Origin of the sequence: Staphylococcus nepalensis (assembly GCF_002442935.1) — a bacterium.
Lineage (GTDB): Bacteria > Bacillota > Bacilli > Staphylococcales > Staphylococcaceae > Staphylococcus > Staphylococcus nepalensis.
Window position 1 is genome coordinate 1478099 of record NZ_CP017466.1, and the last position, 26189, is coordinate 1504287.

28 protein-coding genes and 1 riboswitch are annotated in these 26189 nt (G+C 31.4%); all 28 genes read left to right on the forward strand.

The window, feature by feature from the left end:
• The first annotated feature begins 37 nt into the window (after positions 1 to 37).
• The 28 genes from dnaG to gcvPB all read left to right on the forward strand — a co-directional run bounded on the left by dnaG (position 38) and on the right by gcvPB (position 25842).
• Positions 38 to 1822 carry a DNA primase gene (gene dnaG, locus BJG89_RS06975; protein ID WP_096809462.1) on the forward strand — a complete coding sequence of 595 codons (1785 nt, stop codon included), beginning with the start codon at positions 38 to 40 and terminating at the stop codon, positions 1820 to 1822.
• A gap of 136 nt (positions 1823 to 1958) precedes the next feature.
• Positions 1959 to 3065 carry an RNA polymerase sigma factor RpoD gene (gene rpoD, locus BJG89_RS06980; RefSeq protein ID WP_096809465.1) on the forward strand — a complete coding sequence of 369 codons (1107 nt, stop codon included), beginning with the start codon at positions 1959 to 1961 and terminating at the stop codon, positions 3063 to 3065.
• A gap of 66 nt (positions 3066 to 3131) precedes the next feature.
• Positions 3132 to 3809 (forward strand): tRNA (adenine(22)-N(1))-methyltransferase, encoded by a 678-nt coding sequence (locus BJG89_RS06985; RefSeq protein ID WP_096809468.1) that lies wholly within the window; start codon positions 3132 to 3134, stop codon positions 3807 to 3809.
• Complete coding sequence (locus BJG89_RS06990) at positions 3810 to 4913, forward strand: Nif3-like dinuclear metal center hexameric protein (RefSeq protein ID WP_096809471.1); 1104 nt, start codon at positions 3810 to 3812, stop codon at positions 4911 to 4913.
• A 275-nt stretch (positions 4914 to 5188) separates the two neighbouring features.
• The gene (locus tag BJG89_RS06995) at positions 5189 to 6520 is read left to right on the forward strand and encodes a DEAD/DEAH box helicase (RefSeq protein WP_096809474.1); all 1332 of its coding nucleotides are present in this window, start codon (positions 5189 to 5191) and stop codon (positions 6518 to 6520) included.
• Positions 6521 to 6540: 20 nt separating this feature from the next.
• Positions 6541 to 7431 (forward strand): deoxyribonuclease IV, encoded by an 891-nt coding sequence (locus tag BJG89_RS07000; protein ID WP_096809476.1) that lies wholly within the window; start codon positions 6541 to 6543, stop codon positions 7429 to 7431.
• Positions 7432 to 7585: 154 nt separating this feature from the next.
• Positions 7586 to 8359: a metal ABC transporter ATP-binding protein gene (locus tag BJG89_RS07005; protein WP_096809479.1), complete on the forward strand. Its 774-nt coding sequence runs from the start codon at positions 7586 to 7588 to the stop codon at positions 8357 to 8359.
• Complete coding sequence (locus BJG89_RS07010; RefSeq protein WP_096809481.1) at positions 8356 to 9219, forward strand: metal ABC transporter permease; 864 nt, start codon at positions 8356 to 8358, stop codon at positions 9217 to 9219. The genes BJG89_RS07005 and BJG89_RS07010 overlap by 4 nt, the downstream gene beginning before the upstream one ends.
• Positions 9206 to 9622, forward strand: coding sequence for a Fur family transcriptional regulator (locus tag BJG89_RS07015; protein ID WP_096809484.1), 417 nt, complete (start codon positions 9206 to 9208; stop codon positions 9620 to 9622). Before BJG89_RS07010 ends, BJG89_RS07015 begins: the two co-directional genes overlap by 14 nt.
• A gap of 285 nt (positions 9623 to 9907) precedes the next feature.
• On the forward strand, positions 9908 to 10507 hold the full coding sequence (locus tag BJG89_RS07020; protein WP_096809487.1) for a superoxide dismutase: 600 nt from the start codon (positions 9908 to 9910) through the stop codon (positions 10505 to 10507).
• A 120-nt stretch (positions 10508 to 10627) separates the two neighbouring features.
• Positions 10628 to 12679, forward strand: a complete 2052-nt coding sequence (locus BJG89_RS07025; RefSeq protein ID WP_096809489.1) for a peptidoglycan D,D-transpeptidase FtsI family protein — start codon at positions 10628 to 10630, stop codon at positions 12677 to 12679.
• Between the two features lie 129 nt (positions 12680 to 12808).
• Entirely contained in the window at positions 12809 to 12958 is a 150-nt protein-coding gene (gene rpmG, locus BJG89_RS07030; protein WP_019469354.1) for a 50S ribosomal protein L33, read from the forward strand.
• 143 nt (positions 12959 to 13101) lie between these two features.
• A complete protein-coding gene (locus BJG89_RS07035) occupies positions 13102 to 13644 on the forward strand; it encodes a 5-formyltetrahydrofolate cyclo-ligase (RefSeq protein WP_096809492.1) in 543 nt (180 codons plus the stop codon).
• An 11-nt stretch (positions 13645 to 13655) separates the two neighbouring features.
• Complete coding sequence (locus BJG89_RS07040) at positions 13656 to 15104, forward strand: rhomboid family intramembrane serine protease (protein ID WP_096809494.1); 1449 nt, start codon at positions 13656 to 13658, stop codon at positions 15102 to 15104.
• Positions 15091 to 15297 (forward strand): YqgQ family protein, encoded by a 207-nt coding sequence (locus BJG89_RS07045; RefSeq protein ID WP_096809496.1) that lies wholly within the window; start codon positions 15091 to 15093, stop codon positions 15295 to 15297. The genes BJG89_RS07040 and BJG89_RS07045 overlap by 14 nt, the downstream gene beginning before the upstream one ends.
• A gap of 299 nt (positions 15298 to 15596) precedes the next feature.
• Positions 15597 to 16583, forward strand: a complete 987-nt coding sequence (locus BJG89_RS07050) for a glucokinase (RefSeq protein ID WP_096809499.1) — start codon at positions 15597 to 15599, stop codon at positions 16581 to 16583.
• Positions 16583 to 16909: an MTH1187 family thiamine-binding protein gene (locus BJG89_RS07055; RefSeq protein ID WP_096809501.1), complete on the forward strand. Its 327-nt coding sequence runs from the start codon at positions 16583 to 16585 to the stop codon at positions 16907 to 16909. The genes BJG89_RS07050 and BJG89_RS07055 overlap by 1 nt, the downstream gene beginning before the upstream one ends.
• Positions 16909 to 17532, forward strand: coding sequence for an MBL fold metallo-hydrolase (locus BJG89_RS07060; protein WP_096809503.1), 624 nt, complete (start codon positions 16909 to 16911; stop codon positions 17530 to 17532). Before BJG89_RS07055 ends, BJG89_RS07060 begins: the two co-directional genes overlap by 1 nt.
• A 61-nt stretch (positions 17533 to 17593) precedes the next feature.
• Positions 17594 to 18568, forward strand: a complete 975-nt coding sequence (gene comGA, locus BJG89_RS07065) for a competence type IV pilus ATPase ComGA (RefSeq protein ID WP_096809505.1) — start codon at positions 17594 to 17596, stop codon at positions 18566 to 18568.
• On the forward strand, positions 18540 to 19607 hold the full coding sequence (comGB, locus tag BJG89_RS07070; RefSeq protein ID WP_229719007.1) for a competence type IV pilus assembly protein ComGB: 1068 nt from the start codon (positions 18540 to 18542) through the stop codon (positions 19605 to 19607). The genes comGA and comGB overlap by 29 nt, the downstream gene beginning before the upstream one ends.
• A 20-nt stretch (positions 19608 to 19627) precedes the next feature.
• Positions 19628 to 19945, forward strand: coding sequence for a competence type IV pilus major pilin ComGC (gene comGC / locus BJG89_RS07075; protein ID WP_096809507.1), 318 nt, complete (start codon positions 19628 to 19630; stop codon positions 19943 to 19945).
• Positions 19935 to 20375, forward strand: a complete 441-nt coding sequence (gene comGD / locus BJG89_RS07080) for a competence type IV pilus minor pilin ComGD (RefSeq protein WP_096809509.1) — start codon at positions 19935 to 19937, stop codon at positions 20373 to 20375. Before comGC ends, comGD begins: the two co-directional genes overlap by 11 nt.
• Positions 20356 to 20649, forward strand: a complete 294-nt coding sequence (locus tag BJG89_RS07085) for a hypothetical protein (protein ID WP_096809511.1) — start codon at positions 20356 to 20358, stop codon at positions 20647 to 20649. The genes comGD and BJG89_RS07085 overlap by 20 nt, the downstream gene beginning before the upstream one ends.
• Positions 20627 to 21070: a competence type IV pilus minor pilin ComGF gene (locus BJG89_RS07090; protein ID WP_096809514.1), complete on the forward strand. Its 444-nt coding sequence runs from the start codon at positions 20627 to 20629 to the stop codon at positions 21068 to 21070. The genes BJG89_RS07085 and BJG89_RS07090 overlap by 23 nt, the downstream gene beginning before the upstream one ends.
• A gap of 177 nt (positions 21071 to 21247) precedes the next feature.
• Positions 21248 to 21742: a shikimate kinase gene (locus tag BJG89_RS07100; RefSeq protein ID WP_174221779.1), complete on the forward strand. Its 495-nt coding sequence runs from the start codon at positions 21248 to 21250 to the stop codon at positions 21740 to 21742.
• Positions 21743 to 21747: 5 nt separating this feature from the next.
• Positions 21748 to 21845, forward strand: a riboswitch (glycine riboswitch).
• A gap of 73 nt (positions 21846 to 21918) precedes the next feature.
• On the forward strand, positions 21919 to 23010 hold the full coding sequence (gcvT, locus tag BJG89_RS07105; protein WP_096809520.1) for a glycine cleavage system aminomethyltransferase GcvT: 1092 nt from the start codon (positions 21919 to 21921) through the stop codon (positions 23008 to 23010).
• Between the two features lie 17 nt (positions 23011 to 23027).
• On the forward strand, positions 23028 to 24380 hold the full coding sequence (gcvPA, locus tag BJG89_RS07110; protein WP_096809522.1) for an aminomethyl-transferring glycine dehydrogenase subunit GcvPA: 1353 nt from the start codon (positions 23028 to 23030) through the stop codon (positions 24378 to 24380).
• On the forward strand, positions 24367 to 25842 hold the full coding sequence (gene gcvPB, locus BJG89_RS07115) for an aminomethyl-transferring glycine dehydrogenase subunit GcvPB (RefSeq protein ID WP_096809525.1): 1476 nt from the start codon (positions 24367 to 24369) through the stop codon (positions 25840 to 25842). Before gcvPA ends, gcvPB begins: the two co-directional genes overlap by 14 nt.
• The last annotated feature ends 347 nt before the right edge of the window (positions 25843 to 26189 follow it).

Genomic DNA, 26189 nt, shown 5'->3' on the forward strand with positions numbered 1-26189 from the left:
ATATAATGTTATAACTACTGTCTAATAGGTGATAATTTTGCGAATTGAACAAGCAACGATTAATGAAATAAAAGATAAAACGGATATACTTGACTTGGTAAGTGAATATGTCAAATTAGAAAAAAGAGGACGCAATTATATTGGTTTGTGTCCTTTTCATGATGAAAAAACACCTTCATTTACTGTTTCTGAAGATAAACAAATATGCCATTGTTTTGGCTGTAAAAAAGGTGGGAATGTTTTCCAATTTACGCAAGAAATCAAAGATGTTTCTTTTACTGAAGCGGTAAAGTTACTAGGTGAACGCGTCAATATTGAAATTGAAACGCCACAGCAATCTGCTGGTCAAAATGCAAATCACCAAATTGCTTCAGAAGATTTACAAATGATTGAAATGCATGAATTAATGCAAGAATATTATCACTATGCATTAAAAAAAACAGTTGAGGGTGAAGCGGCTTTAACCTATTTAAAAGAGCGTGGTTTCACTGATGAGCTCATAGATGGACGAAAAATAGGGTATGCCCCAAACAATGCTCACTTTTGTCATGATTTTTTACAGAAAAAAGGATACGATATTCAGTTAGCTTATGAAGCTGGTTTACTTTCAAGAAATGAAGAAAACTTTAGTTATTATGATCGGTTTAGAGATAGAATTATGTTTCCATTAACAAATGCACAAGGACGAACTGTTGGTTATTCTGGTCGGACTTATACAGATCAAGAACCTAAATACCTTAATAGCCCAGAAACACCTATATTTCAAAAAAGAAGATTACTATACAACGTTGATCATGCTAGAAAAGCCATTCGAAAAAATGATGAAATTATTTTACTAGAAGGGTTTATGGACGTTATAAAAGCGGATTACGCAGGTTTAAAACAAGTAGTGGCTAGTATGGGAACACAGATTTCTCAAGAGCATATAGCGTTTATGAAAAAACTAACCTCTAATGTGACGCTGATGTTTGATGGTGATTTTGCTGGTAGTGAAGCTACTTTGAAATCCGGTCAAATTTTGTTACAGCAAGGGTTTAATGTGTTTGTTGTACAATTACCAAAAAACATGGATCCAGATGAATACATTGGTAAACACGGTGCCGATGCTTTTAACTATTACGTCGAACATGAAAAAAAAGCATTTATACTATATAAAGTGCATATGCACCAAGAGGAAATAGAAAATAATGATTTAGCTTACGAGAAATATTTAAAAGAAATTACGCATGACATTTCTTTGATGCAGTCATCTATTTTACGCAAAAAGATATTGCAAGACGTATCAGAATTGTTTAAAGTAAGCATGGATAGTTTAAATATTGAAATAGGACAACGACAAGATTATTATCAACCACAGTCTTACCAAACGCCTAGTGTCCCGCAATTCACTAATTTAAATAAACAAGAAAAAGCAGAGCGCGCTTTATTAAAACATTTTATGAATGATAAAGACACTTTTTTAAATTATCATAAATTACTTTACTCAGAAGACTTTACAAATCATTATTTTAAGCGTATATTTAATGTTTTACATGAGTTTTATTCTGGGAACGATACGTTCAATATTAGTGACGTTTTACAATATATCGATAATAATGAAATTAAAGAAGCATTTATATCATTGGATAATTATATGATAAATGAAGAACCTTACGAACATGAAATCGATGATTATTTAAACATGCTAATAACAAATAGAAACGAAGAAACGATTGAATCGCTTAATCATAAGCTACGGGAGGCTTCTAGATTAGGTGATTTAGAGTTGCAAAAATATTACCTAGAAAAAATTGTAGACTATAATAAAAATAGAATGAATTAACTTAACAATGAATATATCTGTATATTATTGGGTTTAACAACTTGCATAAATCGTATAGATAGTGGGTAGATAATAATAAGTTCATCTATCAAAATATCACGATGCTAAGTTGATATTATATTCGGGAGGCCTTTTCATGTCTGGAAATAAAGTTACACTTAAAAAGCAAACCATTGACCCATCTCTAACTTTAGAAGATGTAAAAAAACGATTAATTGAAAAAGGTAAAAAAGAAGGGCATCTAAGCCACGAAGAAATTGCAGAGAAATTACAAAATTTCGAGATGGATTCTGATCAAATGGATGAACTATTTGACCAATTAACTGATAATGATATCAGTTTAGTAAATGAGAAAGATAGTTCAGATAAAGATTCGAAGTTGAACCCTAATGATTTAAGTGCACCTCCAGGTGTTAAAATTAATGACCCTGTACGTATGTATCTTAAAGAAATTGGGCGCGTTGATTTATTAAACGCACAAGAAGAAATTGAATTGGCTAAAAGAATTGAACAAGGTGATGAAGTTGCTAAGTCTAGATTGGCAGAAGCAAACTTACGTCTAGTTGTAAGTATAGCTAAAAGATATGTTGGACGTGGCATGCTTTTCTTAGATTTAATCCAAGAAGGTAATATGGGATTAATTAAAGCGGTAGAAAAATTCGATTTCAATAAAGGATTTAAATTTTCAACTTACGCAACTTGGTGGATACGTCAAGCAATCACACGTGCTATAGCTGACCAAGCTCGTACGATTCGTATTCCAGTGCATATGGTAGAAACGATCAATAAATTAATTCGTGTCCAAAGACAATTATTACAAGATTTAGGACGTGATCCAGCACCAGAAGAAATTGGTGAAGAAATGGATTTACCACCTGAAAAAGTAAGAGAAATATTAAAAATAGCTCAAGAGCCTGTTTCATTAGAAACCCCAATTGGCGAAGAAGACGATAGTCATTTAGGTGATTTTATAGAAGATCAAGAAGCTCAAAGCCCTTCAGATCATGCTGCTTACGAATTATTAAAAGAACAATTGGAAGACGTTTTAGATACATTAACTGATAGAGAAGAAAATGTATTACGTTTACGTTTTGGCCTTGATGATGGTAGAACGCGTACTTTAGAAGAAGTAGGTAAAGTTTTTGGTGTTACAAGAGAACGAATTCGTCAGATAGAAGCCAAAGCATTAAGAAAATTAAGACACCCAAGTAGAAGTAAACGTCTAAAAGACTTTATGGATTAATTTTTCAGCTCTTTTGTACCTTGATGTGCAAAAGAGCTTTTTACATATATATAGAGGAGCGCTTTTATGGTTACATTAAATCAAAGATTAAAAAAAGTGAGTACTTATATAACAGGAGAAACATTAGCAGATATCGGCTCAGACCACGCTTATCTACCTATTTATGCTCTTGAAAATAATTTGGTTAAAAAAGCAATTGCAGGAGAAGTAATAAAGGGGCCATTTGAAGCTTCAGTAAAAAATGTCATAGAGCATAAATTAAGTCCCTACATCGATGTTAGACTTGGTGATGGCTTATCAGTGCTAAACCCTAACGAGCAGATTAATTGTGTTACAATTTGTGGCATGGGCGGCCCCTTAATAGCAAAAATCATTAAAAATGGACAAGCAAAATTGACCTCTCACCCGAGACTTATTTTACAAAGTAATATACAGTCAAGTGCGATCAGGCGCTTGCTCATACACATGAATTATGTAATTGTGGAAGAAGCCATTTTAGAAGAAAAAGGTCATATTTATGAAATTATTGTTGCTGATTATTCTGAAACTAAACAGAAACTTTCAGAGTCAGAGATAAAATTCGGCCCAATACTTTTGAAAAATAAGACCGACTTATTCTTCAAAAAATGGGAACATGAATGCGCGTCGCTTAATAAAATTAAAAGCCATCTCGATCATCATAAACATAATAATCGATTAATAGAAATTAACAATGAAATCAACTTAATTAATGAGGTGTTGTAAATGAATGTTAAAAAGTTACTTCAAGTTATAAATCAAAACGCACCCTTGAAAACAGCAGAATCATGGGATAACGTAGGATTACTAATTGGTGATGAATTTTCTGAAATAACTGGAATCTTAACAGCGTTAGATTGTACCGATGAAGTTGTAGATGAGGCAATCAACCATAATTATAATACGATTATCTGCCATCATCCCCTTATTTTTAAAGGAATAAAAAATATTATTGATCAAGATGGTTATGGAGCTATATTACGTAAATTAATAAAAAATGATATTAATTTAATCGCCTTACATACCAATTTAGATGTTTATTCCAAAGGCGTTAACGCAATGTTAGCAGATAAACTTCAACTAAATCATCAACGTGTTTTAAATCCAGAAACTTTAAATTACTATAAAGTACAAGTTTTTATCCCTGAATCAAATCTTAAATCATTTAAAGAAACTTTAAGTGATGCTGGTTTAGCTCAAGAAGGAAATTATGCATATTGTTTCTTCGAAAGCCTAGGCAACGGGCAATTTAAACCCACAGGTGATGCTAAGCCACATATTGGTTCAATAGATAAAATTGAAGAAGTTAATGAATTTAAATTAGAATTTATGATAGAAGCGCATCAAAGAGTACTTGCTGAGCAATTAATTATTGAAAACCATCCTTATGAAACACCTGTCTTTGATTTTATAAAATTAGAAAAGCAAGCAGATTATGGTTTGGGAATGATGGGTAAACTTAACACAGAAATGAACGTCCGTGATTTCGTGAATCATGTGAAAACAAAGTTAGCCATGCCTAGCGTTAGATTTATTGGAAATTTAGAAGATACAATTAAAACAGTTGCAATTATTGGCGGTTCTGGAATTGGATTTGAATACAATGCAGCACAACAAGGCGCAGATATATTTATTACTGGAGATATTAAACACCATGATGCGCTAGACGCAAAAATCGCCGGCATCAATTTATTAGATATTAATCATTATAGTGAATATGTAATGAAAGATGGTTTAAGCCAATTATTGCAAGATTGGCTTAAATTTAGCCACGTTTCATTTGGAATTAAGCCATCTAAATTAAACACTGACCCTTTTGATTATTTCTAGCTTAACATTTATATAAAAATTATTTTTTGTATAAATTGTAGGCGAGTTGATTTTCCTTATATTAATATTTTTGTGAAAATAGTTTGGCACAAGCGCTTTACCATTCTAGTTTTCTACTACCAATATGAAATACAAGACCGAAACATTATTTATGTTTCGGTCTCTATTAGATTTATTTGTTTTTACTCACGGTTCAGTCTGCTTAAAATATTTAGTTCAAAATTAAGAAAGAATGCTTTATAATAGAAAAGATGAAGATTTAAGGAGGCCAAAACATGGCAAATCACCCATTTGATAAGTTTAATTTAGAACCGACTTTAATAGAGGCGGTACAAAATTTGAACTTTAATCAACCAACAGAAGTTCAAAACCGCGTTATTCCCAAAATATTAAAGCAAGTCAATTTAATCGGACAATCCCAGACAGGCACAGGCAAATCACATGCCTTTTTATTACCATTGGTACACTTGATTAATATAGATATTAAAGAACCTCAGGCTATTATTGTAGCGCCAACTCGAGAATTAGCACAGCAACTCTTTGATGTTGCAAATCATTTAGCAGAATATAAAAAAGGTGTATCAGTTAAACTTTTTATAGGTGGTACTGATATTGAGAAAGATCGTCAACGTGCTAAAAATCAACCACAGCTTGTTATCGGAACGCCAACACGGATAAATGATTTAGCCAAACATGGCGATTTGCATGTCCATTTGGCATCTTATTTAGTAGTTGATGAAGCTGACTTAATGATTGATTTAGGATTAATAGACGAAGTAGATCACATTGCTACAAGATTAGATGACGGGTCTCATTTAGCAGTATTTAGTGCTACTATCCCTAAGTCACTGCATCCATTTTTAAATAAATATTTAGAAAACCCTGACTATGTAGAAATTGAAAGCACACAAAAAAATAAAAAGAATATCGAATTCTATTTGATCCCTACGAAAGGTGAAGCAAAAATAGAAAAAACAATTAAATTAATCGATATCTTAAATCCGTATTTATGTATTATATTTTGCAATAGTCGCGATAGCGCTGATGAACTTGCTGATCAATTAAACACTGCTGGACTGAAATTAGGTATGATACATGGTGGCTTAACACCTAGAGAACGTAAACAACAAATGAAACGTATCCGAAACTTAGAATTTCAATATGTGATTGCAAGTGATTTAGCTTCCCGTGGTATAGATATTGAAGGTGTGAGTCATGTCATTAATTTTGATGTACCGAACGACATTGATTTCTTTACACATCGAGTTGGCCGTACAGGTCGTGGCCAATATAAAGGGGTTGCTATTACACTATATAGTCCTGAAGAAGAAGAAAACATAGCATTAATAGAGCAACGTGGTTATCATTTCGAAAACGTTGATATTAAAAATGATGAAATAAAATCGATTAAAGCACACAATACACGCCAATCGCGTAAAAACAAAGATGATCATTTAACTAATGAATTGAAATATAAAGTAAAAAGAAACAAGAAAAAGGTTAAACCTGGTTATAAGAAAAAATTCCAACGTGATTTAGAACATTTAAAACGTCAAGAACGTAAAAAATTTAGCAAAAAGCAAAATCGTCAAGCCAGAAAAAAATAAATAAAGGATTGGTGGTAACTATGTTATTAGGATCTCACGTATCTATGAATGGTAAAAAAATGTTAGCAGGATCAGCAGAAGAGGCACATAAATTTGGTGAATCTACTTTTATGATTTATACGGGTGCACCGCAAAATACAAGACGAAAGCCTATAGAAGAATTGAATATTGAACAAGGTCAAGAATTAATGCAAACATATGGGCTTTCAAACATCGTAGTTCATGCACCTTATATTATTAATATAGCTAACACAGTGAAGCCACATGTATTTAATTTAGGTGTTGAATTTCTTCAAAGTGAAATTGAACGAACACAAGCTATCGGCGCTAAAGATATTGTATTACATCCAGGGTCACATGTAGGAGAAGGGGCTGATGCCGGCATTAAAAAAATAATCGAAGGATTAAACGAAGTGTTAACAAATGATAACAATGTCAGAATTGCACTTGAAACGATGGCTGGTAAAGGTTCTGAAATTGGTAGAAACTTTGAAGAAATTGCTAAAATCATTGATGGCGTGAATCATAATGAACGTTTATCAGTTTGCTTTGACACATGTCATACCCATGATGCTGGTTACAATGTTAAAGAAGATTTTGATGGTGTACTAAATGAATTTGATAAAATTGTCGGTGTCGATAGAATTAAAGTTGTCCATGTAAACGATAGTAAAAATGATATTGGCGCTCACAAAGATAGACATGAAAATATCGGTTTTGGCTATATTGGTTTTGATGCATTAAATTATATTGTTCATCATGACACATTTAAAGATATACCAAAAATACTTGAAACACCGTATGTTGGTGAAGATAAAAAGAATAAAAAACCACCTTATAAATTTGAAATCGAAATGCTTAAACAACAAAAATTCGATGAAAATTTAAAAGATAAAATTTTAACGCAATAATATTTCAACCAATTATTAAATATTATTGCCATTAACAGAGCGAGACGTGAAATCACTTAAAATTAGATTTCTAGTTCGCTCTTTTTTTTAATTCGTAAACATTACTATTTACATAATTGTCCACAAGTTGTATAGTATAGAACGAGGTGAAAAGATGACTACTGCAGTATTTGAATTAAAAAATATTGATTATTATTTTGATAACAAGAAAGTTTTGGAAAATATAAACATAAAAATTAATAAAGGTGAATTTTTAGCGATTGTTGGACCGAACGGCGCAGGTAAATCAACCTTATTAAAAATAATTTTAGGTTTATTACCATTGCAAAAAGGTCAAATTTTTGTAGACGGTAAGGTGTATAATGGAAAGCAATCTTTATATAAAATCAGTTATGTTTCTCAAAAAGCACAAGCATTTAAAGCAGGGTTTCCTGCGAGCGTTAAAGAAGTCGTCATGAGTGGGCTTACAAAGCGTAAGAAATTATTTCAATGGTTTAACAAAAAGGATGAAAATCAGGTTGAGGCAGTATTAGATCGGTTAAATATTAGCCATTTAATGCATAAAAATATTGCAGAATTATCTGGTGGACAACAACAGCGCGTGTTGATTGCCAGAGCGTTAATTAGCAATCCTTCTGTGCTCATATTAGATGAGCCAACGAATGGTATAGACGCTAAACACGTTAATGAATTTTATGAAACTTTAGAAACATTGAAAAAAGAAGGTGTGACTATTATTTTAGTTACCCACGATATAGGCGTTGTGGCAGATACTGCTACTGAAGTAGCTTGTTTAAACAAACATTTACATTTCCACGGTACGACTGAAGATTTTAAATCATTAGATGAAGTAGAAATTTCAAAAATTTATGGACATCCCATCCAATTCGTAGACCATCAACATAATAGGGAGTGTTGTTCATCATGATTGAGGCGTTATTAAATTTTGATTTTATGCGTTACTCTTTTATTAGTGGTATTTTAATTGGATTTATTGCGCCATTAATCGGAGCTTTTATCGTGGTACGAAGATTATCTTTAATTGCAGACGCATTAAGTCACGTTACACTTGGGGGCATTTCTTTTGGCATGTTCGTTGTTACGATTGCACCAGCATTAGCGTTCATAAATCCAATGTGGTTTGGTATTCTCTTTGCAATCGTAGGTGCGCTGTTAATCGAAAACCTTAGAACTTCGTATAGTAATTATCAAGAAATCGCGATACCAATTATCATGAGTGCAGGTATAGCATTAAGTGCAATATTCATTTCATTAGCTGATGGTTTCAACCAAGAAATTGTAGGTTTATTATTTGGTTCAATAAGCGCCGTAACGGTTAGTGATTTATCAACAATTATTGTGATTGTCGTTATTGTATTAGCTTTCATTCTTTTATTTTATAAAGAATTATTTATTCTTTCTTTTGATGAGGAATATAGTAAAGTTATTGGCATACCAAAATGGATACAATTTTTATTTATTATCATTGTAGCATTAGTCATATCTGCATCTATGAGAGTTGTGGGTATATTATTAGTGAGCGCATTGATTACACTTCCTATAGCTATAGCTATGCGTATGACAAAAGGGTTTAAACAATTAATCACCCTGAGCGTTGTCATTGGTGAATTTTCCGTTATTGCTGGGTTAGTTTTAGCTTTTTATATGAATATTTCTCCTGGCGGTGTGATTGTAGTATTACTTGTACTTTTATTAGCAATCATGATGTTATATCAAAAAATTAAAGTAAGAACTGTGAAAGGGGCTATTAATAATGAAGACAGATGAAGCTATTAATATTCTAAAAACAGAAGGTCATAAATATACGAATAAAAGAAGAGATATGATTAATATTTTTGTAAATGAAGATAAATACATTAACGCAAAGCATATCCAACAAAAATTAGATGAAAGTTATCCGGGTATCTCATTTGATACTATATACCGTAACTTACACCTGTTTAAAGATTTAGGTATTGTAGAAGGAACTGAGCTTGATGGGGAAATGAAATTTAGAATCGCGTGTACGGACCACCATCATCATCATTTTATTTGTGAATCATGCGGTGACACAAAAGTAATTGATTTTTGCCCTATTGAACAAATTAAATCTTTTTTACCAAAAGTTGATATTCACAGACATAAATTGGAAGTTTATGGCATATGTGAAGCTTGCCAACGCGTGCAATAATTGTAAACAAAGTTGTAATGATTTGCTTGTAAAATAGCACAATATGTCGCTTATTACTAAAAACCTTCCTTCTAAGCATAGGTCATTAGTATGAATTACTTAGAATTTTTAAAATACTTAGCCAAAGATGTTTAAATTGCAGTGATTTGAGATATACTAATAAAGTAACTAAAGATAACAAATATTATTTTATGACTTTTGAATTAATATATAAGCATATTAATTGTTGTCATCATTTTTAGTTGTTATGCTTTATTTAAAGATTAATTAGGAGGATGATTATTTATGGCTTTTGAATTACCAAATTTACCTTATGGTTCTGATGCTTTAGAACCACATATTGATCAACAAACAATGGAAATTCACCATGACAAGCACCACAACACTTACGTAACTAAATTAAATGCAGCAATTGAAGGAACTGATTTAGAATCTAAATCAATCGAAGAAATTATTGCTAATTTAGATAGTGTACCAGAAGACATTCAAACAGCTGTTAGAAATAATGGTGGCGGACATTTAAACCATTCATTATTCTGGGAATTGTTAACTCCAAATTCTGAAGAAAAAGGAACTGTAGTTGATAAAATTAAAGAACAATGGGGTTCTTTAGATGCGTTTAAAGAAGAATTTGCTGATAAAGCTGCAGCTCGCTTTGGTTCAGGTTGGGCTTGGCTAGTTGTTAATAACGGTGACTTAGAAATCGTTACAACACCAAACCAAGATAATCCATTAACTGAAGGCAAAACGCCAATCCTAGGCTTAGACGTTTGGGAACATGCTTACTATCTTAAATACCAAAACAAACGCCCAGAATATATTAGTGCTTTCTGGAATGTTGTAAATTGGGAAAAAGCAGACGAATTATATAACGCTGCTAAATAATTAAGCTTCAATTTTTGACGGCCTTTTAAAGGCCGTCATTTTTTTAATTAAAATAATAGAAATCTCCGCCAATTTCATATATCATTTAAAGTGATCACTTTTGAATAGAGGTATGTTGTTTTGCTAAAAAGATTAAAAGAAAAATCAAATGATGAAAAAATAAGAAATACCATGAACAAAAGAATAAGTTTTGTATTTGGCGTCATTGTATTTATTTTTGCAATAATTGTATTACGTTTAGGTTACTTGCAAATAGCACAGGGCTCTCATTACAAGCAATTAATTAAAAACAGTGAAAATTTAACCGTCAATGAAGCGGTCCCACGCGGAAGAATTTTGGATAGAAATGGTAAAGTACTCGTAGATAACGCATCTAAAAAAGCAATTACATATTCCCGCGGACGGAAGACTTCTCAATCTGAAGTGTTAGATATTGCTGAAAAATTATCCAAATTAATCAAGATGGATACTGCTAAAATCACTGAGCGAGATAAACAAGATTTTTGGATTTTAAAACATCCAAATAAAGCGGAACAATTAATGAAAAACGAACAATCACTATTAGATGATGGCAGTATTTCTCAAGATGAGTATGATGATGCATTACATAAAAAAATTGGCGAAAAACAATTTGATTCGTTCTCGGACAAAGATTTACAAGTGTTAGCCATATATCGTGAGATGATGGCTGGTTCAGCATTAGATCCTCAAATGATTAAAAATGAAGATGTTACAGACGAGGAGTATGCAGCAGTATCACAAAAACTTTCTGATTTACCAGGCGTTAATACAACTATGGATTGGGATAGAAAATATCCATACAAAGATACATTAAGAGGTATTTTTGGTGATGTTTCTACTACACAAGAAGGTATTCCTAAAGAACTCACGGAACAGTATTTGTCAAAAGGTTATTCAAGAAATGATCGTGTTGGTAAATCTTATTTAGAGTATCAATATGATGATATCCTTAAAGGGAAAAAGAAAGAAATGAAATATACTACGGATAAATCTGGCGAAGTAATAGATTCACAAGTCATTCATCCAGGTTCACGAGGCGATGACCTCGTATTAAGTATTGATATTGATTTACAAAAGAAAACAGAAGAATATTTAGAAAAACAAATAAGTAAATTACGTAGCGAAGGCGCTAAAAATATGGATAATGCGTTAGTCGTCGTTCAAAATCCAAATAACGGTGATATTTTAGCGATGGCAGGTAAACAAATTGATAAAAATGGTGATCTCACGGATTATGATATTGGTAATTTCACTTCTCAATATGCAGTAGGGTCTTCTGTTAAGGGTGGAACGTTATTAGCAGGTTATCAAAACGACGCAATTAAAGTTGGCGAAGAAATGGTTGATGAACCTTTAACTTTCTCTGGTGGGCTTTCCAAGCGTTCGTACTTTAACCAAGATGGTAAAGTCACAATCGATGATAAAGAAGCATTAATGCATTCATCAAACGTTTATATGATTAAAACGGCATTGAAGATTGCAGGCTCTCCATACACACCTAATATGTCATTGCCAACAGATATTTCTGAAGCTGGCCAAAAATTACGTAAAGGTTTAAACCAAGTTGGATTAGGTGTTAAAACAGGTATCGATTTACCAAATGAAACAAGTGGTCAAATTGAACCATTGACTGATAACCCCGGTAATTTCTTAGACTTATCTATTGGTCAATATGATACTTATACACCACTTCAATTATCTCAATATGTTTCTACAATTGCTAATAACGGCTATAGAATTCAACCGCATATTGGTTTAGAAATCAGGAAAGCAACAAATAAAGATACACTAGGACCTGTTAAAGAAAAAGTTAAAGGCAACGTATTGAATAAAGTTAATAATACTTCTGATCAAATAAAACAAGTTCAAGAAGGCTTTAAAATGGCTTTTAATGAAAAAGAAGGTACGGGTTACCAAAGCTTTAATGATACTACTGTCCCATCTGCTGGTAAAACAGGTACAGCAGAAGTATTCCAAGATGGAGAACCAAGAGTCAATTCAACTTATGTCGGTTACGCTCCAATAGAAAATCCTAAATTAGCGTTTTCTATTGTCTACACAAATCACCCAGTCCCAGAACCTTGGTTGAACGGCGGGGACTTAGGAAGAGATATTATAAACTATTATTTTAAAGAAAAAGATAAAAATTAACAAAATACTTTCATATTTTAATGAAAAATCCTTTTGTTATGGTCTCTATTGAAAATTAATACTTTTCAATTTTATAACTAAATGGTATGATAAATAAGTCGTATTTTGAAAAGGTAAGGAGGAATTAGCATGCGCGTAAACGTAACACTAGCTTGCACAGAATGTGGAGAAAGAAACTACATCACAACAAAAAATAAACGTACTAATCCTGAACGTATTGAAATGAAAAAACACTGTGCTCGTGATAACAAACATACATTGCACCGTGAAACAAAATAATTTATATTTTAAACCAGATTCTAACTATAGAGTCTGGTTATTTTTTCGAAAAATAATAAGAGTGCTTGAAATAGCAGTTTAATGACATTATATTTTTAAAACGTTATAATAAAATGAGTATATCTAACGGGAAGGTGTCAAAATTGGATAAAAAATCATTAAGACAAGAAAAAATAAAATTAATGAAAGCATTTGCTGTAGAAGACCAGAAACCATCTGCCGATCAATACTTAACAGAAGCACTGATGCATACGAGCGAATATGAATCAGCAAAACGTATAGGTATAGTGCTTTCAATGCCCCATGAAGTGGATACATACCCAATTATTTCTAAGATGATTAGTGATAACAAAAAAGTATACGTCCCTGAAACAAACTATAAGGCTAAAGAAATGTCCTTTAAACACGTGGATGATTTATCTAATATTGGACCTGATGATAAAGGAATTAACCACGTCATATCCGATACAGAAATTTCAAATGACTTAGATTTACTCATTGTCCCTGGTTTAGCTTTTAATGATGCAGGTTATAGAATTGGATATGGCGGGGGCTATTTTGATAAATTTTTAACACACCATCAACAGTCAACGATAAGTTTAATTTACGACTTCCAGCTTGATGATTTCGAAATTGAAGCACATGATCAACCAGTACAAGCACTAATTATAGCAACAACAAAATAATGGAGGCTAAAATGATTACAGAAAAACATTATTGGAAGTCAATCTTTACTTGGGTTAAATATTTAAATTATCAAATAGTGCATCGCAATCAAGACGATACAGAAATTTGGTTGGCAAATAAGAAAAAACAATCCGTTGTTATATTTAAATTTGGAGCCAACTCCACACAAGAAGTTAGATTTGATAAAAGTAGAATCCAAGACCATGAAGAAGATATTATAGCATTTTTAGATTTCAAACCTAAAAGTTATAACTTATTTATTTATACTGATAAAACATTTACTGATGAAAATTTAGATGAACTGAAATCAATAAAGTTCAAAGTAAAAATTATCCGTCAAGCTGATCAAATTGAAAAAATAATGCCAAATTTTTTTATAAAAAGTGTTTTCAATCAAAGTTCTAATCAAACGAAATCATATTATAAGCAAAGAGCTTTAAACAATAATCCTATTGAAAAACATATGCTGAAATTTGCACCAATTACATACACATTAATTGCAATTAATATCATTATTTGGCTTTCTATGGTTTTATTTTTAAACCGATTTTCTGATTTGAAACTTTTAGACGTAGGCGGTCTAGTACATTTTAATGTAGTTCATGGTGAGTGGTATAGGGTAATTTCTTCTATATTCTTACACTATAATTTTGAGCATATACTAATGAATATGTTAACTTTATTCATATTTGGAAAAATAGTTGAATCTATAGTAGGACACTGGCGATTCTTAGTCATTTATTTTGTCGCTGGTTTATTTGGTAATTTTGCTTCATTATCTTTTAATACTGATACTGTGTCCGTCGGGGCAAGTGGGGCTATTTTTGGCTTAATTGGTGCTATTTTTGCGTTTATGTATATTGGGAAACAATATAATCGAAAATTAATAGGACAATTGTTAATCGTACTTGTCATCTTAATCGGTGTGTCATTGCTTATGCAAAACGTAAATATAGTAGCACATATCGGTGGATTTATTGGTGGATTACTTATCACATTAATAGGCTATTATTTTAAACTAAACCAGAATAAATTTTGGATATTCCTTATTTTGCTTATTGTATTATTCATAGGATTTCAAATACGCATTTTCACCATACAGGAAGATAATATATATAATACAATCATTGAAAAAGAAATGAAAAGCGGTAACTATAAAGATGCTAAAGACATGGTTCAGCATACAATAAATAAAAATTACGCAGACGATGAGACATATTATTTAAAAGGATTTATCAGTGCGACAACTGACTCAAAAGCTGAAGGCATGGCAACATGGGAGCGAGGTTTAAGACATTTCCCTGATTCTGCAATATTAAACTATCAACTAGCTGTTGCAAATAGGTCCATCGATAATAAAGATAAAGCTCAAAAATATATTAAAACTGCATTAAAAAATGATCCAAGTAATAGAGATTATATCAATTTAAATAAAGAATTGAGCGATGATAGTGATTGAGGAAATAAAAACATTTTATGACGTTCAACAACTTTTGAAAAAATTTGGTTTTATTATTTATTTCAAAGATAAAGAAGATGTATATGAAATGATGGCACAAGAAATACATTCGTTGTATGAATATAACTTAATTACACAAGATAGGTATATCAAATGCAAATTAATTATTAATCAAAGAAGAAGTGAACAATAACTATATCATTTAAACTTAAAGGAGCGGGATAATGAAATCTTTAAAGGAAAATAGATTTCTATATCGCGCCTTTGTTCATTATTATTGCAATTGTGAAACGAATAATATTAAAATAGAAGTATATGTTTTTAACAAAGATACTAAATAAAATTTAAGGAAAAGAACAGTTATTTTCAACGTACTAAATGGATTTTAAAGTAGTAATATACACTTATTTTAACTAGAATTTTAATAGTTTGTTGCCATTACTATTATTAGAACTAACGTTTCCTTAAACTCAGAGAAGGATGAATAAATAAATGAAAAAAATTATCTTAGCAGCAGATATTGGTGGAACAACTTGTAAGCTCGGAATATTCGATCAGCAACTTGAACAAATAGAGAAATGGTCTATTGAAACTGATACTTCAGATACTACAGGTTATGCACTGTTAAAAAATGTTTATGATTCTTTCGTTGAACATATCGACAATTCTGAATTTACTTTTTCAGATGTATTGGGAGTTGGTATCGGAGTGCCAGGGCCAGTTAATTTTGAAACTGGTGAAGTTAATGGTGCCGTTAACCTATATTGGAAAGATACGGTAAATGTGAGACATATCTTTAAACAATTTGTAGATTGTCCTGTTTATGTTGATAATGATGCGAATGTTGCAGCATTAGGCGAAAAACATAAAGGTGCAGGCCAAGGTTCGGATGAAGTGGTTGCAATTACATTAGGTACTGGTCTCGGTGGTGGTATTATTTCTAATGGTGAAATTGTCCATGGTCACAACGGTTCAGGTGCTGAGATAGGTCATTTTAGAGTAGACCATGATCAACGCTTTAAATGTAACTGTGGGAAGTCTGGTTGTATCGAAACTGTTGCTTCTGCCACTGGTGTAGTCAATTTAGTTAATTTTTATTATCCAAAATTAACATTCAAATCATCAATATTACAACTCATTAAAGATAATGAAGTTACTGCCAAAGCTGTATTTGATGCAGCTAAAGCAGGAGATCAATTCTGTATTTTTATTACAGAACGTGTTGCAAATTATATTGCTTATTTATGTAGTATCATTAGTGTGACAAGCAACCCTAAATATATTGTTTTAGGTGGTGGTATGTCTACAGCAGGATTGATTTTAATTGAAAATATTAAAACAGAATATCATAATTTAACATTTACGCCAGCACAACAAGGTACAGAAATTGTGCAAGCTAAACTAGGTAATGACGCTGGTATTACAGGTGCTGCTGGTTTAATTTATACTTATATCATCGAAAAGGAAGGTGTTAAATAATGGCTATCGTAGATGTAGTTGTTATACCTGTCGGAACAGAAGGGCCAAGTGTAAGTAAATATATTGCTGAGATACAAACAAAATTAAAAGAATATAAAGCGCAAGGTAAAATTGATTATCAGTTAACTCCTATGAATACTTTGATTGAAGGCGATTTAAAAGATTTATTTGAAGTAGTTCAAGCCATTCATGAATTACCTTTTAATAAAGGTGTCGATAGAGTGTGTACGAATATTAGAATTGACGAGCGAAGAGATAAATCTCGTAAAATGAATGACAAATTGGCATCTGTTGAAAAACATTTGGATAATGGAGGGCAAGAATAGTGCAAATATCGAGTTTAGCATTGGGTCTAGTTAAGACGAATACTTATTTCATTGAGAATGAAAAAAGCGTTATTTTAGTTGACCCTGCAAGTGATTATGATTTGATTAAAAAAAAATTAAATCAAATTAATAAACCGTTAAAAGCAATTTTATTAACACATGCTCATTTTGATCATATTGGCGCTTTAGATGACGTCGTAGCAAAATATCAAGTCCCAGTTTATATGCATCGACTTGAATTTGATTTTTTAACTGACACATATAAAAATGGTTCAGAGAAATTCAAGCAATATGGTCTTGAGCCAATAACTAGCAACGTATCTCCAAACCAACTTGATGAAGGTTCGGTAGAGATAGAAGGTTTCCAATTTAATGTGCTCCATACACCTGGACATTCACCTGGTAGTTTGTCATTTGTCTTTGATGAATTTGCAGTTGTCGGAGATACTTTATTTAAGCAAGGTATAGGTAGAACTGATTTATATAAAGGAGACTATGAAACACTCGTAGCTTCTATACTAGATAAAATATTTGAATTAGATGAAGACTTACCACTATTCCCTGGTCACGGACCATATACAACAATTAAAGACGAACAAGTTAACCCATATTTACATGGCTAATTTTTAATTAACCAAAGTAATTTAAACACCTCTTACGTGTATAAGTGTAGGAGGTGTTTTTTTGAAGTTATTATTTAAAAATATTTTTGACAAGGCAATTCATGAAAATGTTACAGATGTACATTTTATACCAAACCAAAATAAAGTAAAAATTAAATTCAGAAAGAAAGCATTTTTAGTTACAGTAGAAACAATAGAAATCAACACTTATAAGAAATTACTTACCTATATGAAATATCAAGCAGGATTAGATGTTTCTAAACACAATGCTGCCCAAAGTGGTAGATATGCATATAAATTAAAACAACTATATTATTTAAGAATTTCTACTTTGCCATTGTCTTTAGGTTATGAGAGTTGTGTAGTTAGGATTATTCCTCAATATTTTCAAAAAACAGCAAAAATTCAAAGTCTCAATCAATTATTCAAATTAATGAATAAACAACAAGGTTTACTACTATTTAGTGGTCCAACTGGATCAGGAAAAAGCACATTAATGTATCAAATGATTTTACACGCAAAAGAACAATTAAATGTGAATATTATAACAGTTGAAGATCCTGTGGAACGATTAATTGAAGGTATTACACAAGTTTCTATCAATGAAAAGGCAGGTATTAATTATGCTAACTCCTTTAAAGCAATTTTAAGATGTGACCCAGATATTATTCTTATAGGAGAAATTAAAGATGCAACTATCGCTAAACAGGTCATACATGCTAGTTTAAGTGGGCATTTAGTGCTTTCAACTATCCACTCTAATAACTGTAAAGGCGCATTATGCAGGTTATTAGAAATGGGGATAAGTGTTCAAGAACTACGTCAAACGATCTTAAGTATTATTAATCAACGACTTATCGTTACATCAAAAGAAGAGCGTTCATTAATATATGAACAACTAACACGAGAAGATATACAATTTTATTTCGAAAACCAGCTTACGCTTCCAAACACATTTCAAAATTTATCTTTTAAATTACACGAAATGGCTAAAGAAGGAGAAATTTGTGAAGAAACACTTAATAGATATATTTAGCATATCTCAATTTATGATTATTAACGAAAAAACGCGAATTGAATTACTCCAAAGGTTACAAAATTTGCTTGAACATGGTTTCACATTATCTGAATCATTTAATTTTTTACTTCAACATATAAGTATTAAATCCCCAAAATTAACCGCACAAATAAAAGCGCAATTAGAACAAGGTGCACAATGTTATCAAATACTTTTATTATTAAACTATCCTAAAATTATCATCATGATCATCTATTTTGCAGAAATGTTTAGCGAACTTACTTCAACATTGCCACATGCTCAAGATTATTTACTTAGAAATTATAAAGCTAAACAACAACTTCTTAAAACGCTCCAATATCCACTTTTACTTATGGCTATTTTTATCATTATGTTAATTGTTTTAAACCACACAATCATACCAGAATTCCAATTACTATATAAAAATTTTGATGTAGAACTCTCTACAATACAATTTATTTTATCTTCGATATTAACTCACTTACCTAAGACACTTCTCGTTACTTTATTAATGATATTACTTTGCATATTACTATTTTATAAATATATTAAAAAATTACCAATTAAAGCGAAATATAAAATCATCTTACGCATACCCATTGTACGTAAATTTTTCAAATTTTATAAAACTTATAGATTATCTACAGAATTTGCATTGTTCTATAAAAACGGCGTGAACTTGTATTCTATTGTCGATATTTATTCAAAGCAAAAAAAGGACCCATATCTAGTTTATCTTGCATCAGAATTATCAAGTGGAACGCAACAAGGTTATAAACTAAGCGAAATATTAAATAATATTTCTTGGTTTGAAAAAGGACTCATTACTTTTATAGCAGAGGGCGAAAAGAAAGGTAAATTAGAGATTGAATTAAAATTATATAGCGATATTATTTTTACAAAAATTGAACAATATACGCAAATTTTAATAAAATTTATACAACCAATCTTATTTACAGTATTAGGTTTATTCATCATTGCCTTATATTTAGTCATTATGTTACCTATGTTTGACTTAATGCAAACGATTAAATAACTACACTAGGAGCGCATTCAATGCATAAAATAAAAAAACTATACAATAAAAAAGCATTCACATTGATTGAAATGCTACTTGTTCTATTAATTATTAGTTTATTACTTATCCTTATTATACCTAATATCGCTAAACAATCATCACATATCCAAAGCACTGGTTGTGAAGCACAAATAAAAATGGTAGAAAGTCAAGTTGAAGCTTACACATTAAAACATAATAAAAAACCACAATCTATAGAGGAACTTATTTCAGATGGTTATATCAAAGAAAATCAGAAATATTGTAAATCAGGTGCTACTATCCATATTAATAACGGTGAAGTAGTTGCAAACTAGCAAGGCATTTACATTAACCGAAATATTGTTTGTTATGGGTATCATAAGTGTTTTATTAATTGTTCAAGTAAATCACTTGTCAAGTAAAAAAGAAACGCGTGAAACAGCCAATCCTTTTATGAATTCCTTAATATTGAAACTTAATTATTTAAAATCAAAAGCCATTAAAGATGGAAAGCCTATTACACTGATATTCAATCATTACTCAAATAAAATAACCGTTAAAGAACCGTCGATTGAAAATAACGATATAAAATTGCCAGATCATTCATTTATCTATCCTCAAACTAATATCAATTACTTAACTTTTGATAGTAAGGGAAATACAAATAAATTTGGCACTGTCTATATATCTGTAAATAAAGTGATTTATAAAGTGGTTTTTCATATTGAAAAAGGGAGAATGAGATATGAAAAAAAGAAAAATTAAAGCTAGCATACTCATAGATTCAATGTTAAGTTTTACGATTATGATCGCAATGTGCAGTTTGTTACTACCAATGATCTTACAACTAAACTATTCTTTTAAAAATAAATTAGACTATATTAATATGAAACGCGTGATGCTACTCACGTTAAAACATAATGATCAAAAAGATTTAAACAAAGGTGTGAAAATAGCCGACTATGAAATAAAATTAGACAATTATAAAATTTGTATAAAATCGAAGGACTATTTAAATGAAAAATGCTATTACAAATAAAGTTACTGGTTTTACTTATATCGAAGTATTATTTGCATTATTTATTACCATAGTTGTATTTACAATGCTGCCACTATTATACAAATCCATCGTTCCATTGAAGCATCAATCAAATTTTGCTTCTTCTATTGATTTAGAATTTTTTGCAAGGGATTTAACAGAAGAGTTGTTACTTAACAAATCGCAATTTTTTAATATAGAAAATCGGGGACATAGATTAAAAATTACAAACAAGGAAAAAAATATTTATTACGAATTTAAAAATCGTAAAATAATTAAAACCATAAACCATAGCGGCAATATCACTTTATTAAATAATGTTATAGAAGCTCAATTTACAATGTTAAAAAATAAACGAATGAAATTATATGTAAAATTATATAATGAGGGAACTTACTTTGAAAAAGAAATTTACTTTTAATACAAAAGGCTATATATATCCTTTTGTGATGGTGGTTTATATGCTATATTTATCATTGATAGCGATTTATACAGCTCATTTTAACATTCAATTGAAAACACTTGATAATATTGAATCATATTATGAAAAGCAAATTCAAATACTTTTGCATAAAGGAAGATATTTTTGAAAAACAAGATGAATACCCCACTTATTTTAGTAGGATTTATGGGAACAGGAAAGACAACTTTAGGTAAACATATTGCTGAAAAGGACCAGTTAACTTATGTAGATTTAGATGAATTCATTGTACAACAAGAAGCTAAATCTATACCAGAAATTTTTGAGGAATTCGGTGAAGAAACGTTTCGCAGTTTGGAATATAAATATTTAACTATATGTATTAACCAATTTGATATCATTTCCACTGGTGGAGGTATCATAGAAGGGGAACACGCTTATAATTTATTGAAAAATCAAAATTACGTTGTATGGCTAGATTGCGAATTAAACATTTTATACAATAGAATTAAAAATGACAGCAATAGACCAAATGCAAATAATAAATCATTTTCCAAACTAAAAAGCTTGTATTCATCTAGGGTTTCAAGATATAATGAAATCGCATTCATCAAAGTGAATAGTAGTAAATCGCTTTCAAACTTATATAATGAGATAATGAAATCGATGTAAAGCGAATGACCAGTATTAGAGAGAATGGTACATGATTTAATGTATCCATCGCCGAAGGTGCAAGTTTAACGAAACTCTCAGGCAAAAGGATAATACTGAGACGCATTCCTGGATTTATTGACAGGGTAGGCTTAGTCTACTCTGTCTTTTTTAATATAACAATAGGGGGTTTATTAATGGCTAATGAATTAAAACACACACCACTTTATCAAAATTTTGTGGATCTCGGGGCAAAAATTGTTGAATTTGGTGGCTGGGCAATGCCAGTCCAATTTTCAAGTATCAAAGAAGAACATAATGCTGTTAGAACTAAAATGGGATTATTTGATGTCAGCCACATGGGTGAAATTCTTATAAAAGGCCCTGAAGCTGATAAACTTGTACAATACTTGCTTTCAAATGATACTGACAATTTAGAAACAACAAAAGCTCAATATACAGCATTATGTAACGAGCATGGTGGTATTATTGACGATTTAATTACTTATAAACTCAGAGAAAAAGAATATCTATTAGTTGTAAACGCTGGTAACACTGATAAAGACTTTGAGTGGATGAAAAATAATGCTACTAACTTTGATGCAGAAGTTTTAAATGTATCAAGTGATTATGGACAATTAGCTGTTCAAGGTCCAAATGCACGTGACTTTGTTCAAGAACATGTCAATATAGACATCTCTGAAATGTCTCCTTTCGAATTTAAACAAGATGTTGAATTCTTTGGAAAAAAAGTGATACTGTCACAATCCGGTTATACTGGTGAAGATGGTTTTGAAATTTATTGTAAATCTGAAGATACGCCATATCTTTGGGTATCCATTTTAAAATATGATGTGGCCCCTTGTGGTCTAGGCGCAAGAGATACATTAAGATTAGAAGCTGGTTTACCATTACATGGACAAGATTTAAGTGAATCAATAACGCCTTATGAAGGTGGGATAGCATTTGCAGCTAAACCCTTAATTGATGCAGATTTTATCGGAAAAAGCGTTTTAAAAGATCAAAAAGAAAACGGTTCGAAACGAAGAACAGTTGGAATTGAAATGATTGATAAAGGAATTCCAAGAACAGGTTACACAGTTTATGATGTCGATGGTAATGAAATCGGTGAAATTACATCAGGTACGCAATCTCCATTAAGTGGTAAATCCATTGGTTTAGCTATAATAGATAGAGATGCTTTTGAAATGGGAAAAGAAATTATAGTGCAAATTAGAAAAAGACAAGCTAAAGCAAAAATTGTTAAAAAAAATCAAATTAGTAAATAATTTAAAGGGGTGTTACTGTGAGTCATCGTTATATTCCGTTAACAGAGCAAGATAAACACGAAATGCTAGAAACTATTGGTGCTGGTTCAATCAATGAATTATTTGGAGATGTTCCAAAAGACATTCTATTAAATAGAGAATTAGCTATCCCAGATGCAGAATCAGAAACAACATTAACTAAAAGACTAAGTAAAGTTGCAAGTAAAAATATTACTAAAGAAACACACACATCATTTTTAGGCGCTGGTGTCTATGATCACTATGCCCCAGCAGTAGTAGATTCAATGATTTCACGTTCAGAATTTTATACGGCTTATACACCATATCAGCCTGAAATTTCCCAAGGTGAATTACAAGCCATTTTTGAATTCCAAACGTTAATATGCGAATTAACTGATATGGATATCGCTAACTCATCTATGTATGATGGGATTACAAGTTTTGCAGAAGCATGTATTTTAGCATTTAATCAAACTCGTAAAAATAAAATTGTTGTTTCTAAAGGGATGCACTACCAAGCATTACAAGTATTACACACTTATGTTAAAACACGTAAAGAATTTGAAGTCGTTGAAGTGGATTTAGATGGAACAATCACTGATTTAGAAAAGCTTAAAAATGCTATTGATGACGAGACTGCAGCAGTTGCGGTACAATATCCAAACTTTTATGGCTCAATTGAAGATTTAGAAAAAATCCAAGCTTTAATTGAAGATAAAAAAGCATTATTTATCGTTTATGCAAACCCAATTGCACTTGGATTATTAACACCACCAGGTAGTTTTGGAGCGGATATCGTAGTAGGAGATACTCAACCATTTGGTATCCCAACGCAATTCGGTGGACCACACTGTGGTTTCTTTGCTACTACTAAAAAATTAATGAGAAAAACCCCAGGACGTCTAGTTGGACAAACAGAAGATCAAGATGGAAATCGTGGTTTTGTTTTAACTTTACAAGCGCGGGAACAACATATCCGTAGAGATAAAGCAACATCTAATATTTGTTCAAACCAAGCTTTAAATGCTTTAGCTTCATCTATATGTATGTCTGCTTTAGGTAAACAAGGTATTTATGACATTGCAGTTCAAAATTTTGAAAATGCAAATTATGCTAAAGAGCAATTTAGGCAACAAGGCTTTGAAGTTAGCAATGGTACATCATTCAACGAATTTGTCGTTAAATTTGATAAATCTGTCAAAGATATCAATGATGCGTTAATCCAAGAAGATATTATCGGAGGTTTCGATTTAAGCGAAATTGGAGAAGGCTTTGACAGTCATATGCTGATTGCTGTAACAGAATTAAGAACTAAAGATGAAATTGATACATTTGTTAAGAAAGCAGGTGAATTAAATGGTAGTAAGTAAATCTAGTCCATTAATTTTTGAGCGTTCTAAAGAAGGTCGTTATGCGTATTCATTACCTAAAAAAGAAATTGATAATAAAGCTGTAGATAAATTATTAGATGATAAATTTATAAGAAAAGACAAAGCTGAATTCCCAGAAGTGGCCGAGTTAGATTTAGTTCGTCACTATACAGAATTATCAAATAAAAACTTTGGCGTAGATACAGGTTTTTATCCTCTTGGCTCTTGTACGATGAAATACAATCCAAAAATAAATGAAAAAATTGCAAGAATCCCTGGATTTGCTGAATCACATCCATTACAAGATGAATCTCAAGTGCAAGGTTCATTAGAAATCATCCATAGCTTGCAAGAAGAATTAAAAGAGATTACAGGTATGGATGAAGTTACACTACAACCAGCAGCTGGCGCCCACGGAGAATGGACAGCGCTTATGATTTTCAAAGCATATCACGAAAAAAATGGCGAAGGACATCGTAATGAAGTCATCGTTCCTGACTCAGCTCATGGCACAAACCCTGCTTCAGCAGCGTTTGCTGGATTTAAAGCTGTAACTGTTAAGTCTAACGAACGCGGAGAAGTTGATATTGAGGACTTAAAACGCCTTGTTAACGACAACACAGCTGCAATCATGCTCACTAACCCTAATACGTTAGGTATTTTTGAGCAAAATATTATGGATATTCGAAATATTGTGCATGAAGCTGGTGGCCTATTGTATTATGACGGTGCTAATTTAAATGCAATTATGGATAAAGTCAGACCAGGCGACATGGGATTTGACGCTGTTCATTTAAACTTACACAAAACATTTACAGGACCTCATGGCGGCGGTGGCCCAGGTTCAGGCCCAGTAGGCGTTAAAAAAGAACTTGCCCATTTTTTACCAAAACCAATGGTGGTTAAAGAAAACGACGTCTATAAATACGATAATGATATTGAAAACTCAATCGGACGTGTTAAACCATTCTACGGGAACTTTGGAATTTATTTAAGAGCATACACTTATATTAGAACTATGGGTAATAAAGGCCTTGAAGAAGTTTCAGAAGCTGCAGTATTGAATGCAAATTATATTAAAGCACGCTTAAAAGAACATTTCGAAATTCCATATGAACAATATTGTAAACACGAATTTGTCCTAAGCGGTTCTAAGCAAAAAGAATTTGGTGTTCGTACATTGGATATGGCGAAACGTTTACTAGACTTTGGTGTCCATCCGCCAACAATTTACTTCCCGCTTAACGTAGAGGAAGGTATGATGGTAGAACCAACAGAAACAGAATCTAAAGAAACGTTGGACTATTTCTGCGATACTATGATTGAAATTGCTAAAGAAGCAAAAGAAAATCCTGATAAAGTATTAGAAGCACCACATACAACAATTATTGATCGTTTAGATGAAACACAAGCTGCGCGTCATCCAGTATTGAAATTTGAAAATTTACGTTCAGAAAAATAAAAGTTCTGAAAGCGTCATATTTAAGGTATAAGTTAGACATCCCATTTTTTAACATGATGTCGTTTGTCCTCTAAAACAAAGGTAATTAAAAAACGTTAAGATATCAATATCCCAAGTATTTTATAAAACGGGTGGTTTTTACATAAATCTAAGTAAAAAATCACCCGTTTTTTTAAACATTTATTTAATTTGATATATTTACAAACATCAAATTTACGTTTGGCTTAATCTATACGTCTTTAAATGTAGACGATGCGCTTATGGCTTTGTTTATCAAATATTAAAAATATTACCAGTTAAATTTCTATTTTAAATACTCATTGAATGCGTTATTAGTTTGTGTACAT